The 23,252-nt window shown below is 56.2% G+C and carries 21 protein-coding genes and 2 pseudogenes; 8 read left to right on the top strand and 15 right to left on the bottom strand.

From position 1 onward, the window contains the following. Positions 1-80 precede the first annotated feature (80 nt). Both Enr13x_RS09760 and Enr13x_RS09765 read right to left on the bottom strand, forming a co-directional pair. Entirely contained in the window at positions 81-641 is a 561-nt protein-coding gene (locus Enr13x_RS09760) for a sigma-70 family RNA polymerase sigma factor (protein ID WP_145385885.1), read from the bottom strand. A 148-nt stretch (positions 642-789) separates the two neighbouring features. Further along, the gene (locus Enr13x_RS09765; protein WP_197455903.1) at positions 790-1,437 is read right to left on the bottom strand and encodes a WD40 repeat domain-containing protein; all 648 of its coding nucleotides are present in this window, start codon (positions 1,435-1,437) and stop codon (positions 790-792) included. 28 nt (positions 1,438-1,465) lie between these two features. On the opposite strand from Enr13x_RS09765, the pseudogene Enr13x_RS39705 reads away from it, so the two are divergent. The 3 genes and pseudogenes from Enr13x_RS39705 to Enr13x_RS09780 form a co-directional block, all read left to right on the top strand. Continuing rightward, a pseudogene (locus Enr13x_RS39705) lies at positions 1,466-1,837 on the top strand (site-specific integrase); the annotation flags it as partial. A gap of 119 nt (positions 1,838-1,956) precedes the next feature. Further along, positions 1,957-2,520 (top strand): annotated as a pseudogene (locus tag Enr13x_RS09775) (tyrosine-type recombinase/integrase); the annotation flags it as partial. A gap of 110 nt (positions 2,521-2,630) precedes the next feature. Then, positions 2,631-2,846, top strand: coding sequence for a hypothetical protein (locus Enr13x_RS09780; protein WP_145385888.1), 216 nt, complete (start codon positions 2,631-2,633; stop codon positions 2,844-2,846). Between the two features lie 30 nt (positions 2,847-2,876). Here the strand turns inward: Enr13x_RS09780 and Enr13x_RS09785 are convergent, their stop codons facing one another. Both Enr13x_RS09785 and Enr13x_RS09790 read right to left on the bottom strand, forming a co-directional pair. Continuing rightward, the gene (locus Enr13x_RS09785) at positions 2,877-3,290 is read right to left on the bottom strand and encodes a PIN domain-containing protein (protein WP_145385889.1); all 414 of its coding nucleotides are present in this window, start codon (positions 3,288-3,290) and stop codon (positions 2,877-2,879) included. Further along, positions 3,287-3,640, bottom strand: a complete 354-nt coding sequence (locus tag Enr13x_RS09790) for a hypothetical protein (protein ID WP_145385890.1) — start codon at positions 3,638-3,640, stop codon at positions 3,287-3,289. Before Enr13x_RS09790 ends, Enr13x_RS09785 begins: the two co-directional genes overlap by 4 nt. A 22-nt stretch (positions 3,641-3,662) precedes the next feature. On the opposite strand from Enr13x_RS09790, the gene Enr13x_RS09795 reads away from it, so the two are divergent. Beyond that, complete coding sequence (locus tag Enr13x_RS09795; RefSeq protein WP_145385891.1) at positions 3,663-3,902, top strand: tyrosine-type recombinase/integrase; 240 nt, start codon at positions 3,663-3,665, stop codon at positions 3,900-3,902. Between the two features lie 130 nt (positions 3,903-4,032). Here the strand turns inward: Enr13x_RS09795 and Enr13x_RS09800 are convergent, their stop codons facing one another. Beyond that, a complete protein-coding gene (locus tag Enr13x_RS09800; protein ID WP_145385892.1) occupies positions 4,033-5,343 on the bottom strand; it encodes a hypothetical protein in 1,311 nt (436 codons plus the stop codon). A 150-nt stretch (positions 5,344-5,493) separates the two neighbouring features. On the opposite strand from Enr13x_RS09800, the gene Enr13x_RS09805 reads away from it, so the two are divergent. Next, positions 5,494-5,754, top strand: a complete 261-nt coding sequence (locus Enr13x_RS09805) for a hypothetical protein (protein ID WP_145385893.1) — start codon at positions 5,494-5,496, stop codon at positions 5,752-5,754. Positions 5,755-5,881: 127 nt separating this feature from the next. On the opposite strand, the gene Enr13x_RS09810 is transcribed toward Enr13x_RS09805, so the two are convergent. Next, positions 5,882-6,697 carry a toprim domain-containing protein gene (locus tag Enr13x_RS09810; protein ID WP_197455904.1) on the bottom strand — a complete coding sequence of 272 codons (816 nt, stop codon included), beginning with the start codon at positions 6,695-6,697 and terminating at the stop codon, positions 5,882-5,884. 469 nt (positions 6,698-7,166) lie between these two features. Between Enr13x_RS09810 and Enr13x_RS09815 the strand changes: the two genes are divergently transcribed. After that, the gene (locus Enr13x_RS09815) at positions 7,167-8,216 is read left to right on the top strand and encodes a replication initiator protein A (protein WP_145385895.1); all 1,050 of its coding nucleotides are present in this window, start codon (positions 7,167-7,169) and stop codon (positions 8,214-8,216) included. A gap of 156 nt (positions 8,217-8,372) precedes the next feature. Further along, positions 8,373-8,882: an AAA family ATPase gene (locus Enr13x_RS09820; protein WP_197455905.1), complete on the top strand. Its 510-nt coding sequence runs from the start codon at positions 8,373-8,375 to the stop codon at positions 8,880-8,882. 95 nt (positions 8,883-8,977) lie between these two features. Here the strand turns inward: Enr13x_RS09820 and Enr13x_RS09825 are convergent, their stop codons facing one another. Together Enr13x_RS09825 and Enr13x_RS09830 are read right to left on the bottom strand one after the other, a co-directional pair. Further along, the gene (locus Enr13x_RS09825) at positions 8,978-10,642 is read right to left on the bottom strand and encodes a GMC oxidoreductase (protein WP_145385897.1); all 1,665 of its coding nucleotides are present in this window, start codon (positions 10,640-10,642) and stop codon (positions 8,978-8,980) included. A 157-nt stretch (positions 10,643-10,799) separates the two neighbouring features. Further along, positions 10,800-11,063: a hypothetical protein gene (locus Enr13x_RS09830; RefSeq protein WP_145385898.1), complete on the bottom strand. Its 264-nt coding sequence runs from the start codon at positions 11,061-11,063 to the stop codon at positions 10,800-10,802. Here Enr13x_RS09830 and Enr13x_RS37825 point away from each other — a divergent pair. Next, positions 11,056-11,223: a hypothetical protein gene (locus tag Enr13x_RS37825; RefSeq protein WP_197455906.1), complete on the top strand. Its 168-nt coding sequence runs from the start codon at positions 11,056-11,058 to the stop codon at positions 11,221-11,223. The two genes, Enr13x_RS09830 and Enr13x_RS37825, sit on opposite strands and share 8 nt — an antisense overlap. A 454-nt stretch (positions 11,224-11,677) precedes the next feature. On the opposite strand, the gene Enr13x_RS39710 is transcribed toward Enr13x_RS37825, so the two are convergent. The 7 genes from Enr13x_RS39710 to Enr13x_RS09865 all read right to left on the bottom strand — a co-directional run bounded on the left by Enr13x_RS39710 (position 11,678) and on the right by Enr13x_RS09865 (position 22,647). Further along, the gene (locus Enr13x_RS39710; RefSeq protein WP_145392213.1) at positions 11,678-11,956 is read right to left on the bottom strand and encodes a site-specific integrase; all 279 of its coding nucleotides are present in this window, start codon (positions 11,954-11,956) and stop codon (positions 11,678-11,680) included. 1,229 nt (positions 11,957-13,185) lie between these two features. Beyond that, entirely contained in the window at positions 13,186-13,947 is a 762-nt protein-coding gene (locus Enr13x_RS09840; protein WP_145385899.1) for a hypothetical protein, read from the bottom strand. Between the two features lie 132 nt (positions 13,948-14,079). Next, positions 14,080-15,198: a hypothetical protein gene (locus Enr13x_RS09845; protein ID WP_145385900.1), complete on the bottom strand. Its 1,119-nt coding sequence runs from the start codon at positions 15,196-15,198 to the stop codon at positions 14,080-14,082. 35 nt (positions 15,199-15,233) lie between these two features. Then, on the bottom strand, positions 15,234-16,994 hold the full coding sequence (locus tag Enr13x_RS09850) for a c-type cytochrome domain-containing protein (protein WP_197455907.1): 1,761 nt from the start codon (positions 16,992-16,994) through the stop codon (positions 15,234-15,236). Between the two features lie 31 nt (positions 16,995-17,025). Then, a complete protein-coding gene (locus Enr13x_RS09855) occupies positions 17,026-19,437 on the bottom strand; it encodes a hypothetical protein (protein ID WP_145385902.1) in 2,412 nt (803 codons plus the stop codon). Between the two features lie 10 nt (positions 19,438-19,447). Next, positions 19,448-21,031: a hypothetical protein gene (locus Enr13x_RS09860; RefSeq protein WP_145385903.1), complete on the bottom strand. Its 1,584-nt coding sequence runs from the start codon at positions 21,029-21,031 to the stop codon at positions 19,448-19,450. After that, positions 21,028-22,647 (bottom strand): SUMF1/EgtB/PvdO family nonheme iron enzyme, encoded by a 1,620-nt coding sequence (locus Enr13x_RS09865; RefSeq protein WP_197455908.1) that lies wholly within the window; start codon positions 22,645-22,647, stop codon positions 21,028-21,030. The genes Enr13x_RS09860 and Enr13x_RS09865 overlap by 4 nt, the downstream gene beginning before the upstream one ends. Between the last annotated feature and the right edge of the window lie 605 nt (positions 22,648-23,252).

A 23,252-nucleotide genomic window follows, 5' to 3' on the forward strand; every position in this document is an offset into this window, starting at 1 on the left:
GAGATCGAGCGAGAATTCCGCCACCGATTTGACCACTTTCTCTGAAAATCTCTCGATTGCCATTGATGGCGGGGGAAGGATCAACACTCGCCTCGCATCGCATCGAGCAGCCAGACCTTGGCGTAAGTCCAGTCTCGCTCGGCCGTTCGGCGAGAGACCTGGAGGGCGTTCGCGGTCTGCTCCATGGTCAAACCCGCGAAATAGCGAAGGTGGACGAGTTTCGCCAATTTGGGACGCTCCACCGCGAGTCGCGTCAGCGCCTCGTCGAGTTCCAGTAGGTCCGGGTCTTGTGGGGACGACGCAACACGGTTCGCATCGAGCGGCACTCGCATGCGATCTCCGCCTCGCTTGAGCGTCTGTTTGCGGCGCGCGTGTTCGACCAGAATTCTCCGCATCGCCTCGGCTGCGGCGGCATAGAAATGCCCCCGGTGACTCCAGAGTGGTTGATCGGTTTGGTCGACCAACCGGACGTAGGCCTGATGGACCAGCGCCGTTGGCTGGATCGAATGGCCACTGGGGTCGCCACTCAACTCGCGGGCGGCCAAATGCCGCAGTTCGTTGTAGACCAACGGCAACAACTCAGCCGACGCCGCGGGGTCAGCTTGTTCGATGGCCGAGAGAATTTTCGTTACATCAGTCATCGCCGTATTGTAGCCGGTCAACGCAATGATCGCCCCGACGCCAAACGGTGGTCCGCGTAACCTATGGAGAAGTTCACGACCTCTGCGAATTGACGGCCGCCAAGAACGCGTCGCAGGATGTAACTGCATATGTCGCTGAGGTCACATCCTATGGCAAATCAGAACGATAAAGAATGACCGAACCTTCCCTGGTCCCTGCCGCAATGAGTCGTTCGTCATGTAAGACCGCCATCGCGCAAAAGATCTCCGAATCCGAGATGGTGAATCGCGATTCACCTAATTCTAGATCCCAGATCTTCAGTTGCTGATCTGAGCCGATCGTTACGAGTGTTCTGCCCTCTTCGATGAAGGCCACACCTTTCGAATTGGAATTGTTTCCGTAAAGCTTGTGAAGCGACTGCCGGATATCGCCGTAAAAAACCTGATAGCCGCGATGTCGGTTGAACAGGCCAAATGCAACCATTTGCTTATAGCAACAAAGCGAGCTAACCCAGGAAGTGTATGGACCGTGCGTTCTCGTGATTTCACCGTCGTCCCAAACACACACGTCTTCGTCGTGATGCGCTGTGACCAGGGTGTTATCTTCAAGGAAATCGAGTTTCCGGACCTGACCTTTTCCAACACTGGAATACATTCGAACTTCACCAGAGGCCAGATCAAGCTCGTAAACGCTCCCATTCTCGCAGCCGATTACAACGGACTCTAGATCCGGTGAAAAGTCGACTGCCGTTGTCGATTCCTTGGTCGGCAGACTGAACTCACTAGTGATCTCTTCCTTTTGGAAATCGAGAAGCACGATCTGTCCCGGTTGTGCGACCGCTATAGTGGACGGCTCTTTAATCCTCCGAGACATCACTCCAGGGTGGTTTAGCAGGTTGCCCCCGGCATTCGGCGGAGCACTGACGACGGATCTGGTCGAGCTACGGCCAGTCATCGAAAACGCTTTTGAATCCTGGTTCAACAAAACTGAGAGCCGGGCTACCCGAACCGCCTATCGCAATGACGTCACGCAATTCCTGACCTTCTGCGGCATTGATCCGGACCATATCGAAGAAATGACACGGATTGTCCCTGGGGACGTTACCAGTTGGCGGGATCATCTTTTAGCGGCCGGCGGCCGGCCCGATGAATATGGCGACCCGACGCCTGCATCGAATGCGACTGTCGCCCGCAAGATTACTTCGCTGCGATCGTTCTTCTCGTTTCTGCAAGTCGGCGGCTATCGCGGTGGCAACCCGGCACATCCCAACTTTGTGAAAGCTCCTTCGGTGCCTGACGAAGGTGTGACGCCGTCCATTCACCCGAAGCTGTTGGGCAATTGCTTTCTTGTCCGGATGAAGACGCGCTCGCAGGCATTCGTGACAGGGCCATTTTGGCGGTCTTCGCCTACATGGCGCTTCGCGTCGATGAGCTTCATCACATCAATGTCGGCAACATCGCACGCGACGGCGAGCACACCGTCATTCGGATCAAGGGAAAAGGAAACGAAACAAGAAAGGGCGTATTGCCTCCGATTGCCGCAACCCCGGTCAACGCCTGGATTGCGTCGGCTGACATCCAAAACGATCGTTCCGGTCCCCTCTTCCGCCCCGGCAACTCGGCCCGTGGTGCCGGCCGCGATGGGTTTAAGCGCGCACGACTATCAGTGCGGTCGATACAAGAGCTGATTAAGAAATATTGCCGCCAAGTCGGGATCGACGAGGCGGTCAGCGTCCATTCGCTCCGCGTGACGGCCGCCACCGAAGCCGACAAAGCTGGAGTGCCGCTGATTGCTATTCAGAAATGGTTAGGACACAAGGATCCGAGGACAACACTGCGGTACATCCGGGGACATGAGGATCTAGACCGCAGCCCGGCCTACACAATCAGGTATGGCTGATCCCACTTCTTCAGCAATCAAAGCGATTTCGTTTCCCTTGACGACCTGATCACGCCATCTCAGGCATTGGCAATTGGAGAATTGGAATGAATCCCGCGGACATTGAGCCGATGACCGACGAAAACTGGACGGACGCCGCATCCGCGTTGTGCCGCGCTGCGATGACATTTGAAACCATGCTCGTCAGTTGTCTGGAGAAGCACCCGGAACGTTTTCGAGAATTGATTGCACCGTACCAAGAAGAATTCCAAACTCACTCGGCAGTGGTGACTCATTGGAGGCATCTTCTAGAGATCTCGGAAGGTTTGGGCGCGGAGGCGGAGTAGATTCTCGCAAAAATGAGCGAGGAGAGACCGTTAGGGCCGTTTCGCAGGATCAGTGATCAACGTGAGATTGGGGAGGTATCCAAAGTCCTTCTCATTGTTGCTGACCAACGGAATGTCACGCGATACCGCCGCTGCGGCGACCCAGCCGTCCGCAGTGCGCAGAACACGCCCAGCTCGCGTTGCGGCATCACGAAGCATCGCCCATGCATCTGCCATTGATTTGTCACTTTGGATGATCGCGAAATGATTCTCGATGAATGTCAGAAGCTCGTTGGTTCGTCGCTCACCCCAATTGCGGTTTAAAGCACCATGCCGCATCTCGGCATAGGTCATGAATGAAATCATCGGGACAGTGGATTCGACGACCGGACGATAGAACGAGTAGCGGTCGTCTCCCCGGAACGCAAACGAAACGACATCCGTATCAATGACCGCGAACTTCATCGCTCGGCAGTCGGCTCATTCAGCCCTTTCGCGGCCGCAATGAAGTCGTCAACGTTTTCCTCGTCAGGCCAATGGGGAAAGCGAAGATCATCTGAACTTTCAATAGGACGAATGCCCTGCTCCAAAGCAATTTCCTCGGCGGATTTGCTTGCATGGAATTTTTGCCAGCTCTGCTGGCGATACGCATCTCCGCGAAGGCGGTCTACAGCATCGTCTCGTGCGGAAGGTTTGATCGCCGGCCGTTCGTTCAATATCGCATCGGCAAGCTGCTTCGCCACGCTCACGTAGTCACCAGCCTGAGCCGATTTCAAGATATTTTCTTCGGTCTGATTCGAGAGTGGGATTTCCATGATCTGATGCTCCTGATTACCGATAAATCATACCACGCCAGAGCCGGAAGCCAAAGCAATTGTTGCCCACATCGACCTCGACAAGGCGGTCTGCACGCATTCGCTCCGCGTGACGGCGGCCACCGAAGCCGACGAGGGCGGTGTTCCGCTGATCGCCATTCAAAAGTGGTTGGGACACAAGGATCCCCGGAAAACGCTTCGGTACATTCGGGGACACGAGGATTTAGACCGCAGCCCGGCGTACATCATTCGGTATGACTAGACGTATCAGACGTTGCCACAGTCCGCTGATGTTCGTAAATCGAAGTTCGACGCCTGTCTACGACCACATCAAATGCCCGCTACTGAGTCGCCAATGCTCATTGGCCGCATAAGCTCGTCCCACCTCAATATCACTCCGTGGCACCGAGAATTCTTAGACTGATCGTACGATCGCGTCCGATGTCCTCTGATTTCGTGCATTCGTCGCACTCGTTCTCGTTGCCTGAGGCGTATGAATTTGTGCGGCGCCGGCTTTCCTGCGGCTCAGGAATAAACCGCGAATCGATCGCCTGCAGCAATTTGCTAATACACAGCTTGTTGATGCTCAGCCCCCAATCCTTGGATTCCTGCTGAAGCACGTCATGCAGCGAACGAGGGATCCGGATTGTGATCATTCGCTCAGGCTCTGCCGCATCTGATTTAGTCTGATCTTGGCTGCGGATCGCCGCGAGCATTTCATGCAGAGTCGTAAATTCCGGTCCCGCGACAAAACGGGCCAGTTCATCTCGTGTGCCAAACAGTTGTCGAACAACTCCATCCACACCAAGTATCTGGCGAAAGAAAACCACCCAGCTACCGGTCTTGGCAAATGCTTCTTCAGCCAGCAAGAGCGTCAGCCGGCATCGCTCTTCGTAACTCTGTGGGGCGACTTCTTTTGCCAATTCTGAAGTCGCCACCTTTTCTTCGCGAAGTGAGTGCACCATCTCCTCAATGATTCGACTTTCTGCGGTTTCGTGATATCGTTCGAGTTCGGCATCGGTGGGGAATGCCTCCCTGACAAGACCGTCGGCACCAAAGAATGCCTCTTTGAATGTTTCGTAGTCCGTTCCGGTCTCAACCATTTCTGTTGCTTGAGCGAGCAAACCTTTTGCCGAGTGCGGAACGCTAAGCAAGTTTTTGAGGTTCATATAGACGTCCTCATCCAAGAGGTCGGGTACCTCGTATTCGCCTTGTTCGTTAGTTGCAAAGAGCGACTCGATGCGATCCACTGCTTCGTCGGAGACCTCCATGTCGAAGTGGATAGAACCAGCTCTAAAATTGGACAACCTTACAACCTCTTCGCCAAGCAAATCTTTGAGTGCCTCCAGACGCTTAATCAGCTCTGAGCCATCCGTATCAATCGAAACGTCCTTCATCACCATCTTCTTAACGTGTCGAACGACATCGGAAAGCTCGTTCGGGATCTCTTCGGGCTCAAGAAGCAGCTTGCCGTTCTCAAGTCTGACGACTCTCGGCTCCAGTTCGTAGAACTCGCATAGAATCTTGGCAGTTTTGAAGCTTACGGGACCACCCGCTTCTACTTTCCAAACGCTGTTCTTCGAAATCGGATCAATTCCATTTTCGTCAATCGCGTTAGGGACTTCTTCGATGGTTAGAAGCCTTTTTTCTCGTGCCTGGCGAAACACAACGCCATTCGTTAATACGTTCGACCGTTGTTTCATCAGTGTCTCCGTTCATTTAGGGCGACCCCAATTCTAGTGGTATTCAGTATGTGAGCAACAAAGTTTGGGTTCGTTGGGATGGTTTTGGGATGAGAGCGACTGAAATCTCTCATTGGGATCTAATCGGGACAACAATGAGCTTCGATTGCGATGACGAACTTAGTGGTCGCGGCGAAAATACTGCAGGAAAAATCCACTACCCGGAATCTGGAGATGCTCGTGGCCGAGACGATGATCGAACTCGCAGAAACGCGATTCTGGCCTTTTTTCGTGCTATTTGGAATCCTCGCGATTCTTTTTCTTCTCACCGGACATGTCCAGGGATGGGGGTGGACGTTCCGCGGGTATTTTCATCGGGGCCGTGACGACGATGGAAATCGAGCACCTTCCGATTCCGAGGCAACCGATTGATAGGATTGCATTTGACGGCGCCGGCATTGCTCGTGTGCTTCCTTTCGCTGCTCAGATATGAGTAGGACGTAGTGGTAACAGAATGCCCCTGATGCAAAGGCGGGCCGGTCGGAAAGTCGGCGACAAATCATTCGGGCTGGAAACGAAGGGAATCGTTGCTTCGAACGCAGTCGTTCCAGTCCATGCCTGGTGTCGGCGGCACGACTCTCCGGATTGCTAGGGCAAGATCAGCTAACTTGGCTTCGATTATTTGGGCGATTTCGCGGCCACCGGCGTCGTTGTCGAATCGAAGCTGGATTTCTGATCCGGCTGGCATGCGATTTGATGCGTTCGCGATGAGGTCGAGCTGCTTTGGGCTTGGCCGGCCGGCGGTGCTGAAGAATCGTGCGTCTCGGGTACCGATGAGCGCCGCGACTGACAGCATGTCGATGAATGTTTCGGCGATGATCATCAGTCGGTCACCGGGCCTGGGCCGGGACGCAAACAGGCCCTTGATGCCTCCGGGGCAAAAGCCCGTGAATGTTGTGCGGTCCCTCGTTCCGTTCTTGATCTCGAAGCCGCACAGTCCGTCGGTGTCATAGTGGGCTGCCAAAACGTTACCGCGGTGATCAATGCGGAAGCGCCCCGCGAAAATCGGATCGAGGTACGTCTGAGTTGGGATCAGCCGACAATCCGATAGATATGGGTTCCGGTTCGTGATGGGCTGCGCACTTTCCCACTTGGCTTGCACCGATTTTCGGTCGATCGTTTGATTCGAACTGCTGGTGGTGACCCAATCGGAGGCCGAATCATTCTGCTGGGGCGAATACCTTCGCAGTGTCTTCCGAACATCTCCAAGCGAGCCGCCATCGAGCGTCTGGACGAGGTCAATGATTGTTCCGCTGTCGTTTCCTTTGGCGTTGAAATAGAAAAACGTGCCATCGGGTGATTTTCCGACGATCAATTTGTCGCCGTTGGTGTGCCGGACAACCGTGCTCTTCGGGCTGCTTGACTTGCGGTCGATTTGGTAGCCTCGGCTGACCGCGTACTGAACGAGATCCATTCGTTTGAAGCGATTGAGTTCGTCGTGGCGCGATTCCATGAACAACCGATACCAGACTCGTTGTGAGATGCCAAGCATTCAATCGCCCTGCCCTTCACGCAGGTTTCGTTTTCCCGTTGCCCAGTGTGTGTTAATAGTTGTGTTATTGAAGTGTTAAGCTGTGGACGATGACCGACAGCGGTCTGATTTGGCTGCACTTTCTCAATCGCCTGGTACCTGAAACCCTGAAAATCGGTACCTGTTCCCCCGAAACGTCGTACCTGAAACCCCGAATGGATTTGGCATGGATTGAAAGACTTTTCCACAGGCTGTGGCCGGTATCTGAAACCCCGAACTTGACGCGGTACCCGAAACCCCGAACAGTAGAAGGATGTCGACTTCGTTTGATCAGCCGCTGACACAAACCTCGCTCATTCCCGAGCGGTACGACACCAACGAGCTGTTCGTTTGCGACATCGCCGATGCCGTGTTGAAAGACATCATGCCGCAAATGGAGCACCCGTTCTATTCGCTCTCCAAGAAGCCCGAACGCAACGTCCGAGAATACCGGCACGGCGAACAATGGATTCGAATCGTTCCCAGTGCGTTGGGGCAAGCCACGATTTACGACAAGGATATCTTGATCTACGCGATTTCGCAGCTGATGGGCAAACAAGCACGGGGCGAACCAATCGGCCGGCGAATTCGCTTGAACAGCCACGACTTTCTCAGGTTCACCAATCGTGGAACCGGAGGCAAAGATTACGCCGCACTGGTCGATGCCCTGTCGCGGCTCAACGGAACTATGATTCAAACCAACATCGTTACCGGTGATGACGAGCAGTTTGATTCGTTTTCGCTGATCTCGTCAGCCGCGACAAGGCGAAAGCGAGGTTTGGACGGACGCCTGCTATGGGTTGAATTAGAGCTATCGCAATGGCTATTCAACGCCATTCGTCAGCAAGAAGTCTTGACGCTTCATCGAGACTACTTCCGCCTTCGCAAGCCTTTGGAGCGGCGGATCTACGAGCTGGCGAGGAAACACTGCGGGCGGCAGGCTTCGTGGAAATGTTCCGTCGAAGTGTTGCAAAAGAAGTCCGGCGCAAAGAGCGATGCCAAGAGATTCCGACAACTCGTCAAGGCGATCGTCAAAACCGACCATCTTCCCGACTACCGTCTCTCCTACGATTCTGAGTTCGACAGCGTCACATTCTGCAATCGCAATACGATGCCGTCCGAAAATTCAGTACCATTAAACCACTTCGCAGTGAAGCCCCTGCCCGAAGAAGCGTTTCAGAAAGCACGGCGCGCGGCACCGGGATGGGATGTCTATTATCTGGAACGCCAGTGGCGAGAATGGATGACTGAGCCGCCACGAATCCCCGAGGCGGCATTCGTCGGGTTCTGCCGCAAGTGGTATGAAAAACGCGGTTCCCCGTAATCGAGTATTCGCGGAATCGAGGAACCTCGAAACCGCGTTTCCAGGGAAGCTAGGAAACTTAGTTGTGGACAACCTCCCAACCTAGGAACCGGGAACTTGCGTTTTCTCGTTTCTGCGTTCACGATGAAACGAGGATTCAAGGAAAGGAGTCACACCGTGCAGCTTGTATCAATTTGGAACCCGAAAGGAGGGCAGGGCAAGAGCTTGATCGCGATCAACCTCGCTGCCGCCGCAGTGAGTTTTGGACTGAAGCCCCTGGTTGTCTGTGACGACCCACAGGGCACCGCAACGCTGTTCCACCGAGGAGGTCAGTTACCTTTCGAAGTGATCGACTCCATTCCGTCCAGCAAACCCGATGCAGATTTGCTTGTAATCGATCATGGTGCACGCGACTGGAAGGTCCCACCGGCCCCCATCGTGATCATGCCGACGAAGCCGGATCGATCCGACATCGCGACCTATCAGGATGCGTTGTCTTTGCTGCGACCGGCCGGCAAAAAGGTGGTCCCAGTGATCACCGACGCTCAGGGTCACCGAGCCAGCCACACGCGAGCGGTCCAGGCGATGCGAAAAGTAGGGGCCTTCGAGTTACGGTCATCCGGCGTCTACGGCCGGGCCGCCGAGCAATGGCTCTCAATCTTCGACCAACGGATCCACGGAGCCTAACGACCAAGCTCAACTGCGGCCCGAGCCAAGTGATCTTACAGGTTTCAGAAAAGCCTACATGCCCCCGACGCTTACTGCGGCGCCCGGTTCGGCATCTAGCCGAGATGACGCGAAAGACGCAGTGACAGACCAGCCAACGCTCGCACGGGATTTGCCGCAGTGCTGACGGGGAGTACGGACATATCGCAGACGTACAGGCCGGCCGTGCCGTGGACCCTCAGGTCCTCATCTACGACCGACCGAGTGTTGAAGGCCGCGTCGCGGTTCGCCTTCCACGGCATTCGCAGGGTGCCGCAGGCGTGGTGGACGGTGCCCCATCCGAACGGCTTCTGGTCATTGCCGAGTTCACCGTAAGGCGCCGTCTGGAACTCAACGTCGTTGAACTCGGCGAAGATGCGGTCCCGCGTATTGTTCAGCAACGTCAAGAAATCGCCGGCATTCTTATGCCAGCCGGCTACGGCTGGGAACCGCGAGTTGAGTAAGTCGTTGAGATCAGCGAACCGCTTGAAACTGATGTACGGCGTGTATCCGTCGTTGGCGTGCGAATGGATGCCGTTCTGGTCGTCGAGGCAGTTGGCAAAGCTGAACTTGATGTCCACCCGCGTGCGGGTCGGGTCGTTGGGGGTGAGACCCGCAGACGGGTCATTGTTCCGCAGGTGCCAATACTCGTGGTTGACGTTCATCTCAATGTTGAACGGGTACTGGACGTGGCCGGTGGCATCGAGATTCCCCTTCGAGTAGAAGATGATCTTTGCATGATCCTGTGGTGAGATGTCGATTCGTGGGTTGCCCACGGACGTGACGTATGCTTGGGACTCGCTCGACACGGGATGATCAGTCAGGCCGAAACCCACCAAGCTCTTGATGTCAGCGGGAAGCGTGTGGAACACGGAAGATCGGTTGATCAGCTTCGGACTTTCCGTCGAGCCGGCCGCGACGACCACCTTCGGCGAGTAGAAGCTCCGCTGTTCTCCTGTCACCGTATTGGTCGTCTTCACTTCGTACCAATCGTGCGGCACGCTGTTGACGGCCTCGACGAAGCTGTTTAATCGGATGAACAGCCCGGAGCCATTGAGGTCGTGCCCAGGGGTCAGCCCGGATTGGTTGATGAGCAGTTCGGCCGTGTTGAACACGCCGGTTGGCTCGAGGAAGAACTTATTCGCTGGCGTACCGTCCGCAAGCAAGTACGGCTGATGCAGTGCCCTCGGTGTTTCGTAGATATCGAAATCGTTTCCGATCGAGCTGTTGTGAAAATGTGCGACCAACTCCTGCGCCTTGCTGCCAAGGGTCAGAGAAGCGTTCATCCTTTCGCCGGCCAACTTCAGGAATTCGTTCTTCAGGGCGGCGCGGATGGCGGCGGGGAAGAACTCCAGTTCCCAATCTTGTGGCTGCGGGATGAGACCGGACCAGAAGACCGATCGGCCGCCGAACACCAGTTGCGGCTTGCCGCCGATGAAGTGGGTGCCCGTCCCCGTCTGCTGGAAGTTGTCGGCGCCGAAGTGGTTGGCTACCTTATCGTTCGGAATGCGGCTGATATTGTAGACGTGCGTAGGGTAGACAAACGAGCCGACGTCCACCACGAGGATGCGTTTGTCCGGCTTGCGGTCGGCTAGGTCGTCCGCCACGGTGCCGCCACCGATGCCGGAGCCAATCACGATGTAATCAAAGTCCGGATTCGGGCCGTCGTAATCCCTGATCAGTCGGGTATGCGCTTCACTCTTCTGTGACACCAGGTTTGCATATTCGTTTTGAAAGGGCATGTGTGCTCCAGTTGATTTTCATTACATCAGTCGAGGATTGATGCCGCCGAACGACCCAAGCTCGCCTGCCGGGGGCGCCCCAGAAGGCTACGCATTACGGAAAGCGTTGAGGCGGCCCCGGTCAGGTACGGCGTCTGGTACTGTGCGCCTTTGTTTCTCACACCAGTCGCTGCATCTTGAGCGAGGCGGCCGGAGCGGATCCCAGGCTCAGCAGGAACTTCTCGACCACCAATTCCGAGTGAAACCGCTTGACCAACTCCTCCAGCCGGTCGGCGTGCCGCTTGTGTGCTACCCGTTCCTCGTCGGGAGTGGGGTTGTCCGGCAGAACCTTGAACTCCTTGTACACCCCGCAGTCCCGGTGGCCGAGGACAACCACCCGCTTGATGTTGTGCAATCTCTTGGACAGGGTGGAGGTGCTCAAGAAAGAGCTGCTGCCAGTGCAACTTCGGCTCTGGCGGGAAGTCGACGACCGCGCCCGGCTCCGCTCCGGCGAGGATGACGTGATCGAACTTGCCCGACAGGCCGGCGGCGGTGATGTGTTCGGCCATCTTGTGGAAGAAGCAGAAGTCGATGCAGGTTAGCAGTAGCTCCTTTTTGAAAGCCACTTTTCTCGCCTGTTCCAAGGTTTCGCCGAATATCCGATGAGAGTCATACCGACAAATCATCTGCGACGCGCCGAACACTGCTTTCGGGTTGCATCGGTATCGTCACTGGATGATCCACTCGAATATCACATCGAGCGGATCGAGTGCCCCTCCTTGGCGAGTAAGACAGTTGAGCGAGATGTCGTCTGTTGATCAAGCAATAAATTGAGAACTGTGGGGATTTTCATTGGATTCTATAAATTTGCTGTTCGCACAGCTTCAAGAGCCGCGTTTCGCGGATCCGATATGGCAGGGCGCCTGATACAACACTTGCGTGAGATGCTCTGGCTTGGCCTTTCGTCATCGTGGAAACGAATCAATCAGTTCTACTCTCGCGGGAATCATTGCTTTACGACTTAGACTGACGCGATGATGCTGCGAATTGAGTAGGTCAGATCATGGTGCAAAACGCCGCCCCCCTACGACACGACGCGAGTTGCGCCAGCGACCAACTGAATGAAGTTGGATCGACCGCCAGCAGTTCAATTGCATGCTCGTACACCCAATCCAGGAAGTCTCGGATTGTGGATCGAGATAGCTGCTCTAGCTGGACGTCTTGGCCCCAACTGATCCACTTTCTGACAGTAGCTTTGTATTCATCGCTTGTGCCCTTTGAGTGCTTCTTGGCTATGCAATAATGTCTTGCTGCGGATGGAAAATCTGTCGATATCTGGAGGTGCTCCGACGTTGCCGTCGACTACTTCCGCTAGGCTCCGCTCGACGTGCGACGGGACTGAATGCTCCTGCTCGACGTCCGAATCTCAGGCAGAAAAGATTCCCCATCATAGTTCGAGCTATCATGCGATGCGCCGGTCGATGAAAGCGAAGGAAAAGGTTCCAGGACTCAAAAGCAGGCGATCACATGCGTTTCGATATAGCGCAACTCTCCAAGCGTCTAGAAACTGGATCCGCTTCCTCAGGCTGACGCAAGTTTCACAGAATCGCTTGCACGCTCCGGTGTCCGGAAACGCAATTTGCTTGGGCGTTTACTTTTGTCCGTCCTTTTGGCCAAGCGGCGTTCTCGGCGAGACGGCTCAGTATAGCAATCGTCGTCACGTCGCAGGTTGTGCCGCCCGGTGGCTGGCGGGAGTATCCAGCAGCAGCCATCGAACCGTGCTGCAGATCAGTCCATGAGCGAGAGCGGTCAGCGTCGAAAACAGAAATCCCCCCAAACGAAACCGCCTGCGATTCAGGGCTCCCGCTCAGCCAAGACCGCACGACCGAAGAATGGAAGCTGACCCCAACCAGCCCCAGAAACCCCGGGAGCAGGTAAGCAATCACCAATCCAAAGTTGCCCCGAGAGATCTGCTGCATGTCCAAATGCTAAATCGGAATCGCCCACAGCGCAACCAGCATCTCACCCGACTGCAGGTCTGATTCACGACCTAGACGAAGCAGTTGCAGGATCTACCCCAAGCCACCCCGCCAAACTGGCCCACTTCCTGTCCGCCATCGACATCCTGTGTCAGCGGCGAGGGTTAAAAGGACAATCTGTCAGGTCAGCACTCATCATTTTGCAAAACTACCCACCTCCGTCGAGGTTGTTAGAGATTTTTTGGCGACTCCGACTTGGCAGCTTTCGCTTCCGCGGCTCGCTTCTGCTTTTCAATATGGGCGAGCAGTTCTTCGTCGCTCGCCAAGCCTTGAAAGTAGTACGAAATCATTTCGAACGTTCGTTTAATCGAATGGATTTCCGTCAATGTTCGACATGCGGTCACGGTGAGGTGGTGTCCCAGGGTTGTAGACACCAAAGCGGGTGTGACCACGTGGTTTCATCGTCGGCATAGCAAACGCAAGATGATGTCAATGCGGAGGCGCATGGAATAAACCGCGAAAAACAATCCCTTCTTTTCGCGGTTTGGCGGGTTCGCCAGCGCTGGCTGAGCGTTGATCCAAGGCTTAATCGACCAGGATCGATTGGATCTGGATTTCGATCGATGCCAGGTCCGGTCCTTCGGCGATGACATCGTTCGACCAGGTTTCGAATTCGGCGTCAACCTGTTCTTCGATTCGGATTCTCCGGTCTAACTTTGACTCGAGTTCGACGGCTCGGCTCAAGTCGTCTTCATCGAAAGACGCTTTGTCGACCACCGCAATTTGAGTCGCCGCCTGACGAGCCCGCAGCGAATCTAACTGCTGTTTCAGCGTGTCACGTTGAAGCGACCAGCGATCGAATCGGTTCACAAGGTCGGTCACAGCCTCTCGATGAGCCGTCACCGCTTTCTCACGAGCCTCCATGGTTCCGCTGTGAGTCTTGTACGCCGAAATCAAGTGTTCCAGTCGACTCTTGAACGCAGGGTCGACCGTTCCGCCGCAACCGGAACCCGTCGAAACGAACATCGGCAATTGGTCTCGCATGTGGACGATCGTCTGCTTCAGCGTGCGACACTTGCACTGTGAATCCGCGAAGAGTGTCTCCGCGTCTTCGAGGTCAACCTTGGCACGTGCGACAACCCGTTTGTGCTCCTTCGCTTGCGTGTCTAGTTTTTGGATCAGCAACTGCAACCGATTCAGTTCAATCTCGGTCGGAATAGACTCCGAAGAGGCCTCACGAATCTCTTCGCGGGTCGCCTGGTAGTATTCGCTCAGCTCTTCCCACGACCATCCCGTGAACAGAAGCACCAAACTCAGGCATCCGACCAATGACATTAGCTTTCTCATTTCTTTCTCTCGCAAAAACGGTTTCAACTTTGTTGCGGGCTCATCGCCGCGTCCTACCTTTGCAACGAGCCGGAAGTCGAAATCTTCCGAACAACCGATTGAAAAAGAGATTGAAAAACTTATCGACCAGTATTAGCGGGCATAGCGGATGGACACGAAATCGTGCGGCGGATCGAATTCCCGCTGGACCGGTTTCTGAAAAACTTTTCTCGGGGGGCCGAACCCGGTTTCTTTGCCCGGTGCCGAACGGCCTCCCATCGGGATCACTTTGGTGAATCCAAATTGCACGTGGATCACGCCAATTTTTCCCTTCGCATCAATGCCCGATTTGGCCGAGGCGCCCTGGCCGTAGGACGTGACCAGGAATGACTTGTAGTTTTCGTTGCCTCCGACGGAATGGTGCCAGCCCACGATGACGGCCTCGGACAGAGGGGGCACGATCATGTGAGAATACAGCGGACGTCCGTCGTCGCCACGATCCTGGCTGAAATGAAACATGTCGATTCCGTCCACCGAGACATTCGCAGCGATTTCCCGCGGGTATCGGTTGTAGAGCTTGATCTCGTAGATCTCGTCGACGGCAATGTCAACAAAGGCCAATCCATCGAGATCCTTCGCCGATCGAGGTCGGGCAGGCGCATGCGGGCTGGGGCGCACCAGGACTTCGACGGCGAGTTTGCTTTCCCGAGAGCTGGACACCAACGAACGTTGTGGGCCGTGGAGAAAGACGGAGGGATTTTTGACCGCACTGGCAAGAATTTGATTTCGTTCTTCTTTCGTCCCGTTGGCCGGAAGGGCAACGGTTTCTTGAATCACCTTGGCAATCGTCTTGGTATGGTCCAATTCAAGACGAATCGGAAATTTTCCCAACTGTTTTCCGCCTGCGGCTAGGTCGATCACCCGCGCGTCAATACTCACGACCCGCGCCAAGGATTTGTTGGCCTCGGATTGGCTCTTGACGAACATGTAGTCGCCCTTGACTTCGAAATCTGCCCGTTTGTTGACCGAGCCCGGTTTCTGGTCCTCGAGAGCGGCAGCGAGTGCTTCGGAACATCCGGGGCCGAAATTCGTGTCGGGAAGCCCGGTCGGGGAAAAGACACCCACCGCGACCTGCTGTCCTCGGGTCAAGGCCAAGACTCGACGGGCCAGTTCGACCATCTTGTCGTCGAGCTGGGATGCCGCCACCTGAGTCGGCGAGACGCTGAACGTGAGCGCGAGGAAAAAGCCGATGCCTATCCGATCCATGTTCATTTCGTAGACTCCTGGTTGACGGTACACGTGAAAATTTACAGCGGTAGAACGGGCGTTGCGCCCAACTCGGTTGCAATCTGTTGCATCAGAGAGGGGCCGAACTTGCTGTCTAAAGCCTCCCATTCGGGACGGCTGATGACCCCGCCCTTCATCAAAGACTCCAAGCCCAGACGCTTCAACGTATTGTCTCCGACCCGCAGCAACTGAGTTTCCTCTTTCAAGTCAAGTTCCGTCAGCACGGTGTTGAGGTCGAGGTAGACCGAGCGATGCCAAACCGCGACTTTGCGGACGGGTTCGTCGAAGGATTGGAGATCATCTTCATCGTTGAAGTATGTCGAAATGCACCGTCGCAACGCTTGCATGAAGCGTTGTTGGTCTTCCTGCAAAAGTTCGTCCATCGCTTCACGTTCGGGATAAAGTCTCTCGACGTGTTGCTCGACTTCACCAAAGGTCGCGTTGCCTAGCCGGATCGAATCCTTAAACTTGATCATGCCGTGACGGTGGCAGGCAATGCAGGAGAGTCCGTTGACGATTTCGGGGGTCCCGCTGGTGCGCCGGGCGTCGCTTACAACCGTGATCGGCCCGACATCGATCCGCTGATCCTCTCCGTCGACGAGCATGTAGGCCTGCATTCCGTTGGGCAATGAAAAAATGACTTCACCTCCGTCGTGCTCGAAGGCGAACCGTTCGAACGGATGGCGACGGTCCTCGAAAAGATTCGCCGGCCCGAGCGGAAACCGCGTCAGTTTGGCACGCCCCGTGTCGGGTTTAAAGTCGTAGCTCTTCCAATAGAAACCGTGAAGCGCGTCGCTCCTCTGCACCAGCCGGTTTTGACCCGAAATGCCGCTGCGGGCGAATCCAGCTCGGGCGATGCGTCTCGGTTTGGGGTTGAGAAAATCACTTGCGATCGAAACCTCCAGGCGGGCTTCCAGTGATCGAGCGTCCGTCGGGATCTGCAACAACTTGTGATACAGCGGTGGGCGGGTCGCGGTGGCGACAAACCAGTCCGCCCGGAGAACTGGAATCTGCGTTTGCGTCAGACCTTGAACGGCTAGATCGTTCTCGTGGGCTTCCCCGTGGTGTTGCGAAAACTCGAAACTAAGTCCATATGGATAGGCTTTCTGCAGTTCATTCCAATTCGCATTTCGTTGCCGATCCCAACCGAATTCTTTCAGATCGATCACGTACAGGATATCGTCGTTTACACCGTCAACTTCGACGGCGTCGGGTAGGGTGATGCGTCGTTCCCAGGTCAAGCTGTTGAGCACTTTGGATAAACCGGCGCGGTAGAACCGCAGATCGGACGGGTCCGTCGACCTCCGGTTGTAAACATTGTGAAGCGTAAAAAACCTGAGTTGCGGCCGGTCTTCTCGGGCTGCGTTTCTCAGATAGCCGAGGGCTGCTGAATAGATCGACTCGATAGAGACAAAATCACTTCGGTCCGCCTGGGGAAAGTCGGTCGCACCTCCGGCGATCCATTGTCGAAGGATTTCTCGTTCTTCTTCGGTCACCGGTTGAAGTTCCCGGTTCGCCGCCGGTGGCATGTCCTCGTCAATGATTCGGAGATAAACGAGCGATTCCTCTGGATCTTGCGCGATGACATAGCCTTCATCACTGGACCGCATCGCCGCAGCGTTGAGCACATTGAAACCGTCGTCGTCGTCTTGGCCGCTATGGCACTCGACACAGTGACGCCGAAGCACCTGGCGTGCCTTGGCGGCCAACGGTTGGTCGTCAGCGGCGGAGACGTAGTACAGCGGCGACAGGGCGAGGAAGGCGAGAACAAACGTTCGCATTGAAATACGCTTGGCAAGGACCATGAATCATCTAAGGCAATCGAAACAGAGTGGCTGTTGTGCTACGCATCACGATGTCCTCGTGAAGGCGATAACTTTCTTTAATCGTTCCGGCATCGACAATGACGTCCTGACCGACTCGCGACCAGGTGCCGGACACCGGTGGAACCCTCTTGTCGAATGTTTTACTGATCCGTGCGGTTCCACTCTCATTCGTTCCGCCGAGTGTGTAGGTCATGCCGTCCAGCCGGAACCAGTCGCCGGTCAGGCGGAAGGGAGGGACCACGAACGCCTGACGTATTGCGTCGGGAAGTCCGTCCCCGCTCATCAGTCTGATTTCGCCCGACCCGGCCGTGGCCACCATGTGGTATTCCAATTCACCTTTGTTATGGATTGCTCCGACCGCTCGCAGGATTGCAATTTTTCCAGCGAGCGTCTCGTAGGACTTGGGAATCGTTTTTCGCCGACGTGCGACGGTGCCGTTCGCCTTATTGATTCCGAATTGCAGCTTTTGAATTTGACCGCTTAGAGCCCCCATTTGATTCGCAAGTCGACCGGCCTGTTGTGGGTTTTGATTGGCCATCCCCCTTAAACGACTCAAGTCGCCCTGCAACTTGTTTAGCTGTGGAGTGGCGATCAGGATTTGATTGATCGCGTTTCCGTATGCGGCGACGTCCTCACGGATCCTTCTAACAAGCTGATTCAGGTCATCGTTCAGATCGTCGATGCTTTTGGTCACATACGTACCGCCCCGGTCCTCGGAAATGCGGACCCGCGTTGCCATCCCCAACTGAAACGTGTCCGAACTTGATTCGGCCTGGTCCAACCGCAGCGCCACCTTGACCATCTCTTGTGAATCCACCGGAAACATGTGCGGCGTGTTCAGTGGTAGCGGAGCGCCGCCCGAACCATCGAATTGCGCCAAGATCGGAAGAGTGGAATGAACGGATTTCAGCGTCCCGTCTTTAACGGTTGGCGACTGCGATTGGGGTACGTCGGGCTTGAGGCCGTCGCGGTGCATCATTACCCGCAAGCCGAGCGTCGACGCGGACGGTGGTGCAAACACCTGAAGTGGAATCTTCACATCGCGGCCCGACAATTCGGTCGGTTGGCGACTCTGGTGGGACACCGACCGTAGCTGCAACACTTTCTTCTCGTCCTTGAACGTCATGGTGAGCAAACAGTTCGCCAGTTGCTCCGCCCTCGGGACCGGTCGGGACATTTCCCAAAGGAAACGGAACTGGTTCAACTCGTCGACCAAAAAGTGACCGACCTGGTCGGTCGCGCCGGTTTGATTACCAGTCGGCTTGATCACAACCCGCCAGCGTTTGGATTCGCGTTCGTTGGAATCCGCATCTTCGATCGCGAGTTGATACCTTCCCGACAGATCGGCCGCGGAGCTGTCGAGCGAGAGCGTTAGAAGGCTAAAGTCGCTGAGCGATACTTTTCCGGCCGTTGAAGACTTTGAGATCTCCGTCGCGCTTCGAGGCATCTCCGGTAGTGGAAATTCAGTGCTCAGGTCGTCGAAAGCCGCGCCGATTGGTTTCGGAGTAGGTTCCTCGTCAATCTCCGAAGACATGGGTGGCCCGGCGGCACCTGGTACGCCTGCGGCCGCCAAATCGGACGGCGACTGACCGGGAAGAGACGGTTCCTCCGTCGCGTTGCCCAGCGTCGACGAATCGAACGCATCGGTATCGGTGTCATCGGAGGCGACGTTGTTTGCTGACGTCGGTGGATCTTGCGATGGAGCGACCGCAGCAGCGGCGGGGATTGACGATTCTGGGGCCGTGCCTGATCCGCCGACGGCCGCGGTGACATCGCGGTCCGATCGACCGCGCGTCATCAAACTCATGATCAACAAAGACAACAACATTCCGTTGAGCGCGAGTGATCCGATCAGCGGCCACTGTGGTCGGCCCCAAGCATGACCGGCCACCGACTTTCCTTGGGCGTGCGTTTGATCGATTCGCCGATCGGGATGGTCCGCATCTTCGACGTGCGTCGGCTGAGGGGACTCGGTTGCGGCGGCTCGTCGTGCACGCGGCGGTCCCGAGGCCCGCATTTTTGTGGCCGACTGCAGAGCGGCATTGGAACTCGTTTCGCCCTCCTTGTGAGCCGCTCGTGTGCCAGCCCCAACCGATCGTTGCTGCACGAATCGCAAGTTGGTGTCGTAAATACCTTTGGACGTTTCGTCCAGCAGTTCATCATGTACCGCTTTGAGTTGTCGGAGGACTGCTTGCGCCTCCTTGGTTTCGTCCGGAGTCGCAACGTTCTTGATTTGCCGTTGTCTGGCAATGGCCGCGGCGCGAATCAAGTCGGGGTTCGATTCGAATCTTGCGAGACCTAATAGCCGGTAATAGTCCGGTGGACATTCGTCGGCCGGTATGCCCAGCCATTCCACATAGCATTTTTGCACAAGCGCGGACACATTTGAGTTCGGCATCACAGTTGCCTCAGCGAACGGGTTGAAAAAAAAGTGGACGACCCTCGACGAATGCTTCGTCCTCTCCCTCCTGCCAACGAATCACACCATCAAAAACTTCCGCGACGGTTGAGATCTTGACGGATAAATTTCGGTCGCGATAAACGGTCCGTAGCTTTCCGGCCTGCGCGGGCGGGGAGCCGAAAAACTCCCAACCGGTCGCGGACGCCCCGCCTAGACAGCCGACCCATTCAAGCGTCGGCACGTCCTGGCCCGCGGGATTGACCGCCAGCCGAAGCGCGTGTTCGCAGGCTTTCGGGACAGCAGGCAATCTCCGAAAGAACTCAGTCGCTTGTGCGATTGCGGTCCGATCTTCGGCGGTTTGCGGGGCGATCCAATTGGCCGTCCGATCGATCTTCGCGGATTCCTCCAATGCCCGCAGATGCCGATCAAACGCACGCGTCATCGGTTCGCTTCCGAGGCAGGCGACACGAAGCAGATTCTCAAAAAACGTTAGCCGCACGAGCGGATCCGCATCGGCGGCCTGGGTGACGTCGACGATCGCGTTGCAAAAAACACTTTCCCACTGACGGCCGGCGAGGTCCTCGGCGAGTTGCAGACGCTCTCGAACCTTCCGCGCCAGGGCACAGTGCGGGGCCAATGTCACTCCCGGTTTGATCTCCGCCCATTTTATCCGCTTCTTTTTCGTCTTCAGCCCGACCAAATCCACGACGTAATCCAGTTCGGCTTCTCGTTTCTGAGGGTCGTTCTTCACCGAACCCGCCCGGACGTAGTAACGCTGTCCGCTTTTCAGGATAACCAGATTGAGGTGCGCGTACGCATCCTCGTCGAGCAAAGCGGTGACGCGTTGATCAAGTCGCTTGTCGGCGTGATCGAGCCGTGACGAGACACAAAACAAATGCGGTCGCAGCTTTCTGTAGCTCGGTTCGTAGGGAGCGATCCGCCACCTCTCGGCAATCCGATCGCCTTCTCGAATCAACTCGCGCGCCTGCCCAGGGCGTAGCCCCTCGCGAAGTCCCCGATCGATTTTTTCAAAGATTGACACCCACTGCAGCGTTCCACGCCAGATCGGCGCCTCGATCGCCGCTCGACGGTATTGGGGAGCCGAACTCAGTTGGGGGTACGATTTGGCGAGCTGGCCGAGTTGCTCGGCAAATCCATCGATGTCTTTGATCGATGTGGATAGATTTGCAAAATCGGTTCGACGGCTGACATCAATGGCGGCGAGTCTGGCTTGAAAGGATTCTTGAAATGCTTGCTGCTGTTGAACAGTCGAGAGCAGTTCGCCGGGCAAATCGTCCACCGCGTCCTCAGCAGAAGCGATGGTCGCGCCGACGACGGAATCGTGCGCGGTCATCTCGTGCGACGCCGGCTGGGCCGCGGCACCTCGGGATTCCGAGCCGCTCGGTGTCGTGCCCGCCACGACATCGCTACGTTCGGAGGAATCTGCGGCGGTCGTTTCGGTGCGACTTGACAACGCGGTAATCAGGACACCCACGCCCACGCCGATCGCGACCATTGCGATTCCGGACGCCACCAGGACGATCGGATATCGTTTTTCCTTCGTTTCGGTAGGCTGCGTTTCATCACTCATCGAACATCACACACCACGCGTATGCCCACGAAGGGCTCTCTTGAGCCGGGATCGGCTGACTGTCGGCTGCCACAACGCAGAAGGTAAGGATGGTCGAACCATGATCCGCCACGAACGACCCGCTTCGTTCCACTCGTCGGACCGACCGGATCGGCGGTCGGGGAAACGTCGTAATAAGCAGCGCCGAACCAGTCTTGGCACCATTCAGAGACATTCCCCGACATGTTGTAGATCCCGAACGCGTTGGGGCGATAACTTGCGATGTCGGCGGTTTGTTTTAGAAAGATGCCGCCACCACTCGCAGAAGCAAATCGTCCGTCCGCGTTCGCCTGACCGTCTCGATAGACGTCTCCGAACCCATACGCCGCAGTGCTGCCTGCCCGGCAGGCGTATTCCCATTCAGCTTCAGTCGGCAAGCGGTACCGTCTGCCGGCACGCACCTCTACAGGAAGCTTTGAAAGACGACGACAAAACTCGTTTGCGTCTTGCCAACTCACCTGTTCGACCGGTCGTTGGTCCGATAGTTGTCCCGCCAACCGCTCGGCCCCGTCGCCCCAATCGCTGAAGTAACTGGGGTTGGTCTCCATCACAAATTCGTAATCGCATTGTGAGACCTCAAACACGGAAAGATGAAACTCACGCGAGACATCCACGCGGTGAGGACGTTCCTCCGGGCGGCGACCCGGCTGATCGATCGGTGAACCCATGATGAAGGAACCCGGATGGATCTTTTGGAACTTCATCCCGATCGAATTCACAAAGGAGTGATCCAACTCTTCTTGCTTAGGACGTTGAATCTCTGTCGGCACTTCGCTCCAATTGCCTTCTCCCAAGACGGCAAACGGAATGCCACCAGCGCTGATCGGAACTTGCGGCGTACCGTCAGGCATGTGCCGACGGAGCTGTTCGGTCGCCATCACCCAATCGACATACGAGACCAGTTGCGACCACACGATTTTTCCGTCCCGCGCCGCTCCGCCTCTTAGGCCTTCCAGAACCGCGTACGTGAACAATCCGTGACGAAGAGTGTCGTTTTCGAATGATCGCTGGCCGGAGCGGCAACTAAAGAGGATGGCGGTGTCTTCGGGCAATGCAATGGTCGCATTTCCTTGGATCCCGCGGCCGACGTCGTCGGCCACGTTGCGGCACGCGTCGACCATGACGATGCGTCGGCCGACGTTCGGTATCAACTGACGATCGATCAAATGGCTGAGCGAATAGAGTGACTCGGCGTCACGATTTATTCCGTCATAGGGACAGAAAAATGCGTCTTCGGACGGCAAACCGTCGATCCCCGTCACTTCGATTTGCTGGCCGTGGCCGGCCAACATCACCAACATCAGATCGTCTTTGCCAAGCGGCGCGACCACGCGATCAATGGTGTCTTCGATTCTGGTGCGGGTTGCTTCAGGCCCCCGAAGCAAGGTTGTCGTAAAGCCGAGTTTCTTCAATTCAGCATCCACCGCCTCGACGTCCGCGCGGGCGAATCGGAGGCTCGTGAATGCGGGTTTTTGGTACTCATTCACGCCGACCAGCACGGCCACCTTGCGTCCTTGGGCGGAGGCGGCCGATGCGAGAACCATGGAGGCCGCCACGGCGATCAGGAGATAGGTCATTGAGACGATCTGCACTTGATTCCCGTTGAAGCTAGAACGATGCAAGGGGGGGGAGGGTCCGGGCATTCTAGTGAAGAGGTGCTGGTGGGTCCACCAGATGGCGGGGTTTTCTGCGCTCGCGAGGCTGGGGGGGGTGTTTTTGTTCACTTCCGAGTTTGAGTGGTGCCGGCCGCCAATTCGTTTAACGAATGGGGATGGATTCTCTTCCAAGATTCCTGGCCGATGTTGAACGACGTGGTTGGCGATGGCCGGCGATCTGAAAATCCTTTTTTGCGCGCCGATTATTGGAAGGATTCGCCAGGTGTCTCGTTGTGGGGATTGAGTGGCAATCGGTCGCTCAATCTCACAAACACACTCTGAACGAGGCACACACGATGCGCTGCGATCCGACCGAACGAAGTAAGAAGACGCCTGATTGCAACCGTAACGAGGGAGAGGGACTGGGGCTGAGGGTCGGTCGTCGATCTCCGCCGGTCGCAGGGGCGAAAAGCGATCGGCATTCGGAAACCGTAGCGGTTTCGAGCGATCGTGTTGCCTACACTCGACTGGCGAATCGTTTGTATGCGAGGCGGACCATTCGTCATAACGTGCTTCGGTCCGCCGCA

This window comes from Stieleria neptunia, from assembly GCF_007754155.1.
In the GTDB taxonomy this organism is placed as follows: Bacteria; Planctomycetota; Planctomycetia; order Pirellulales; family Pirellulaceae; genus Stieleria; species Stieleria neptunia.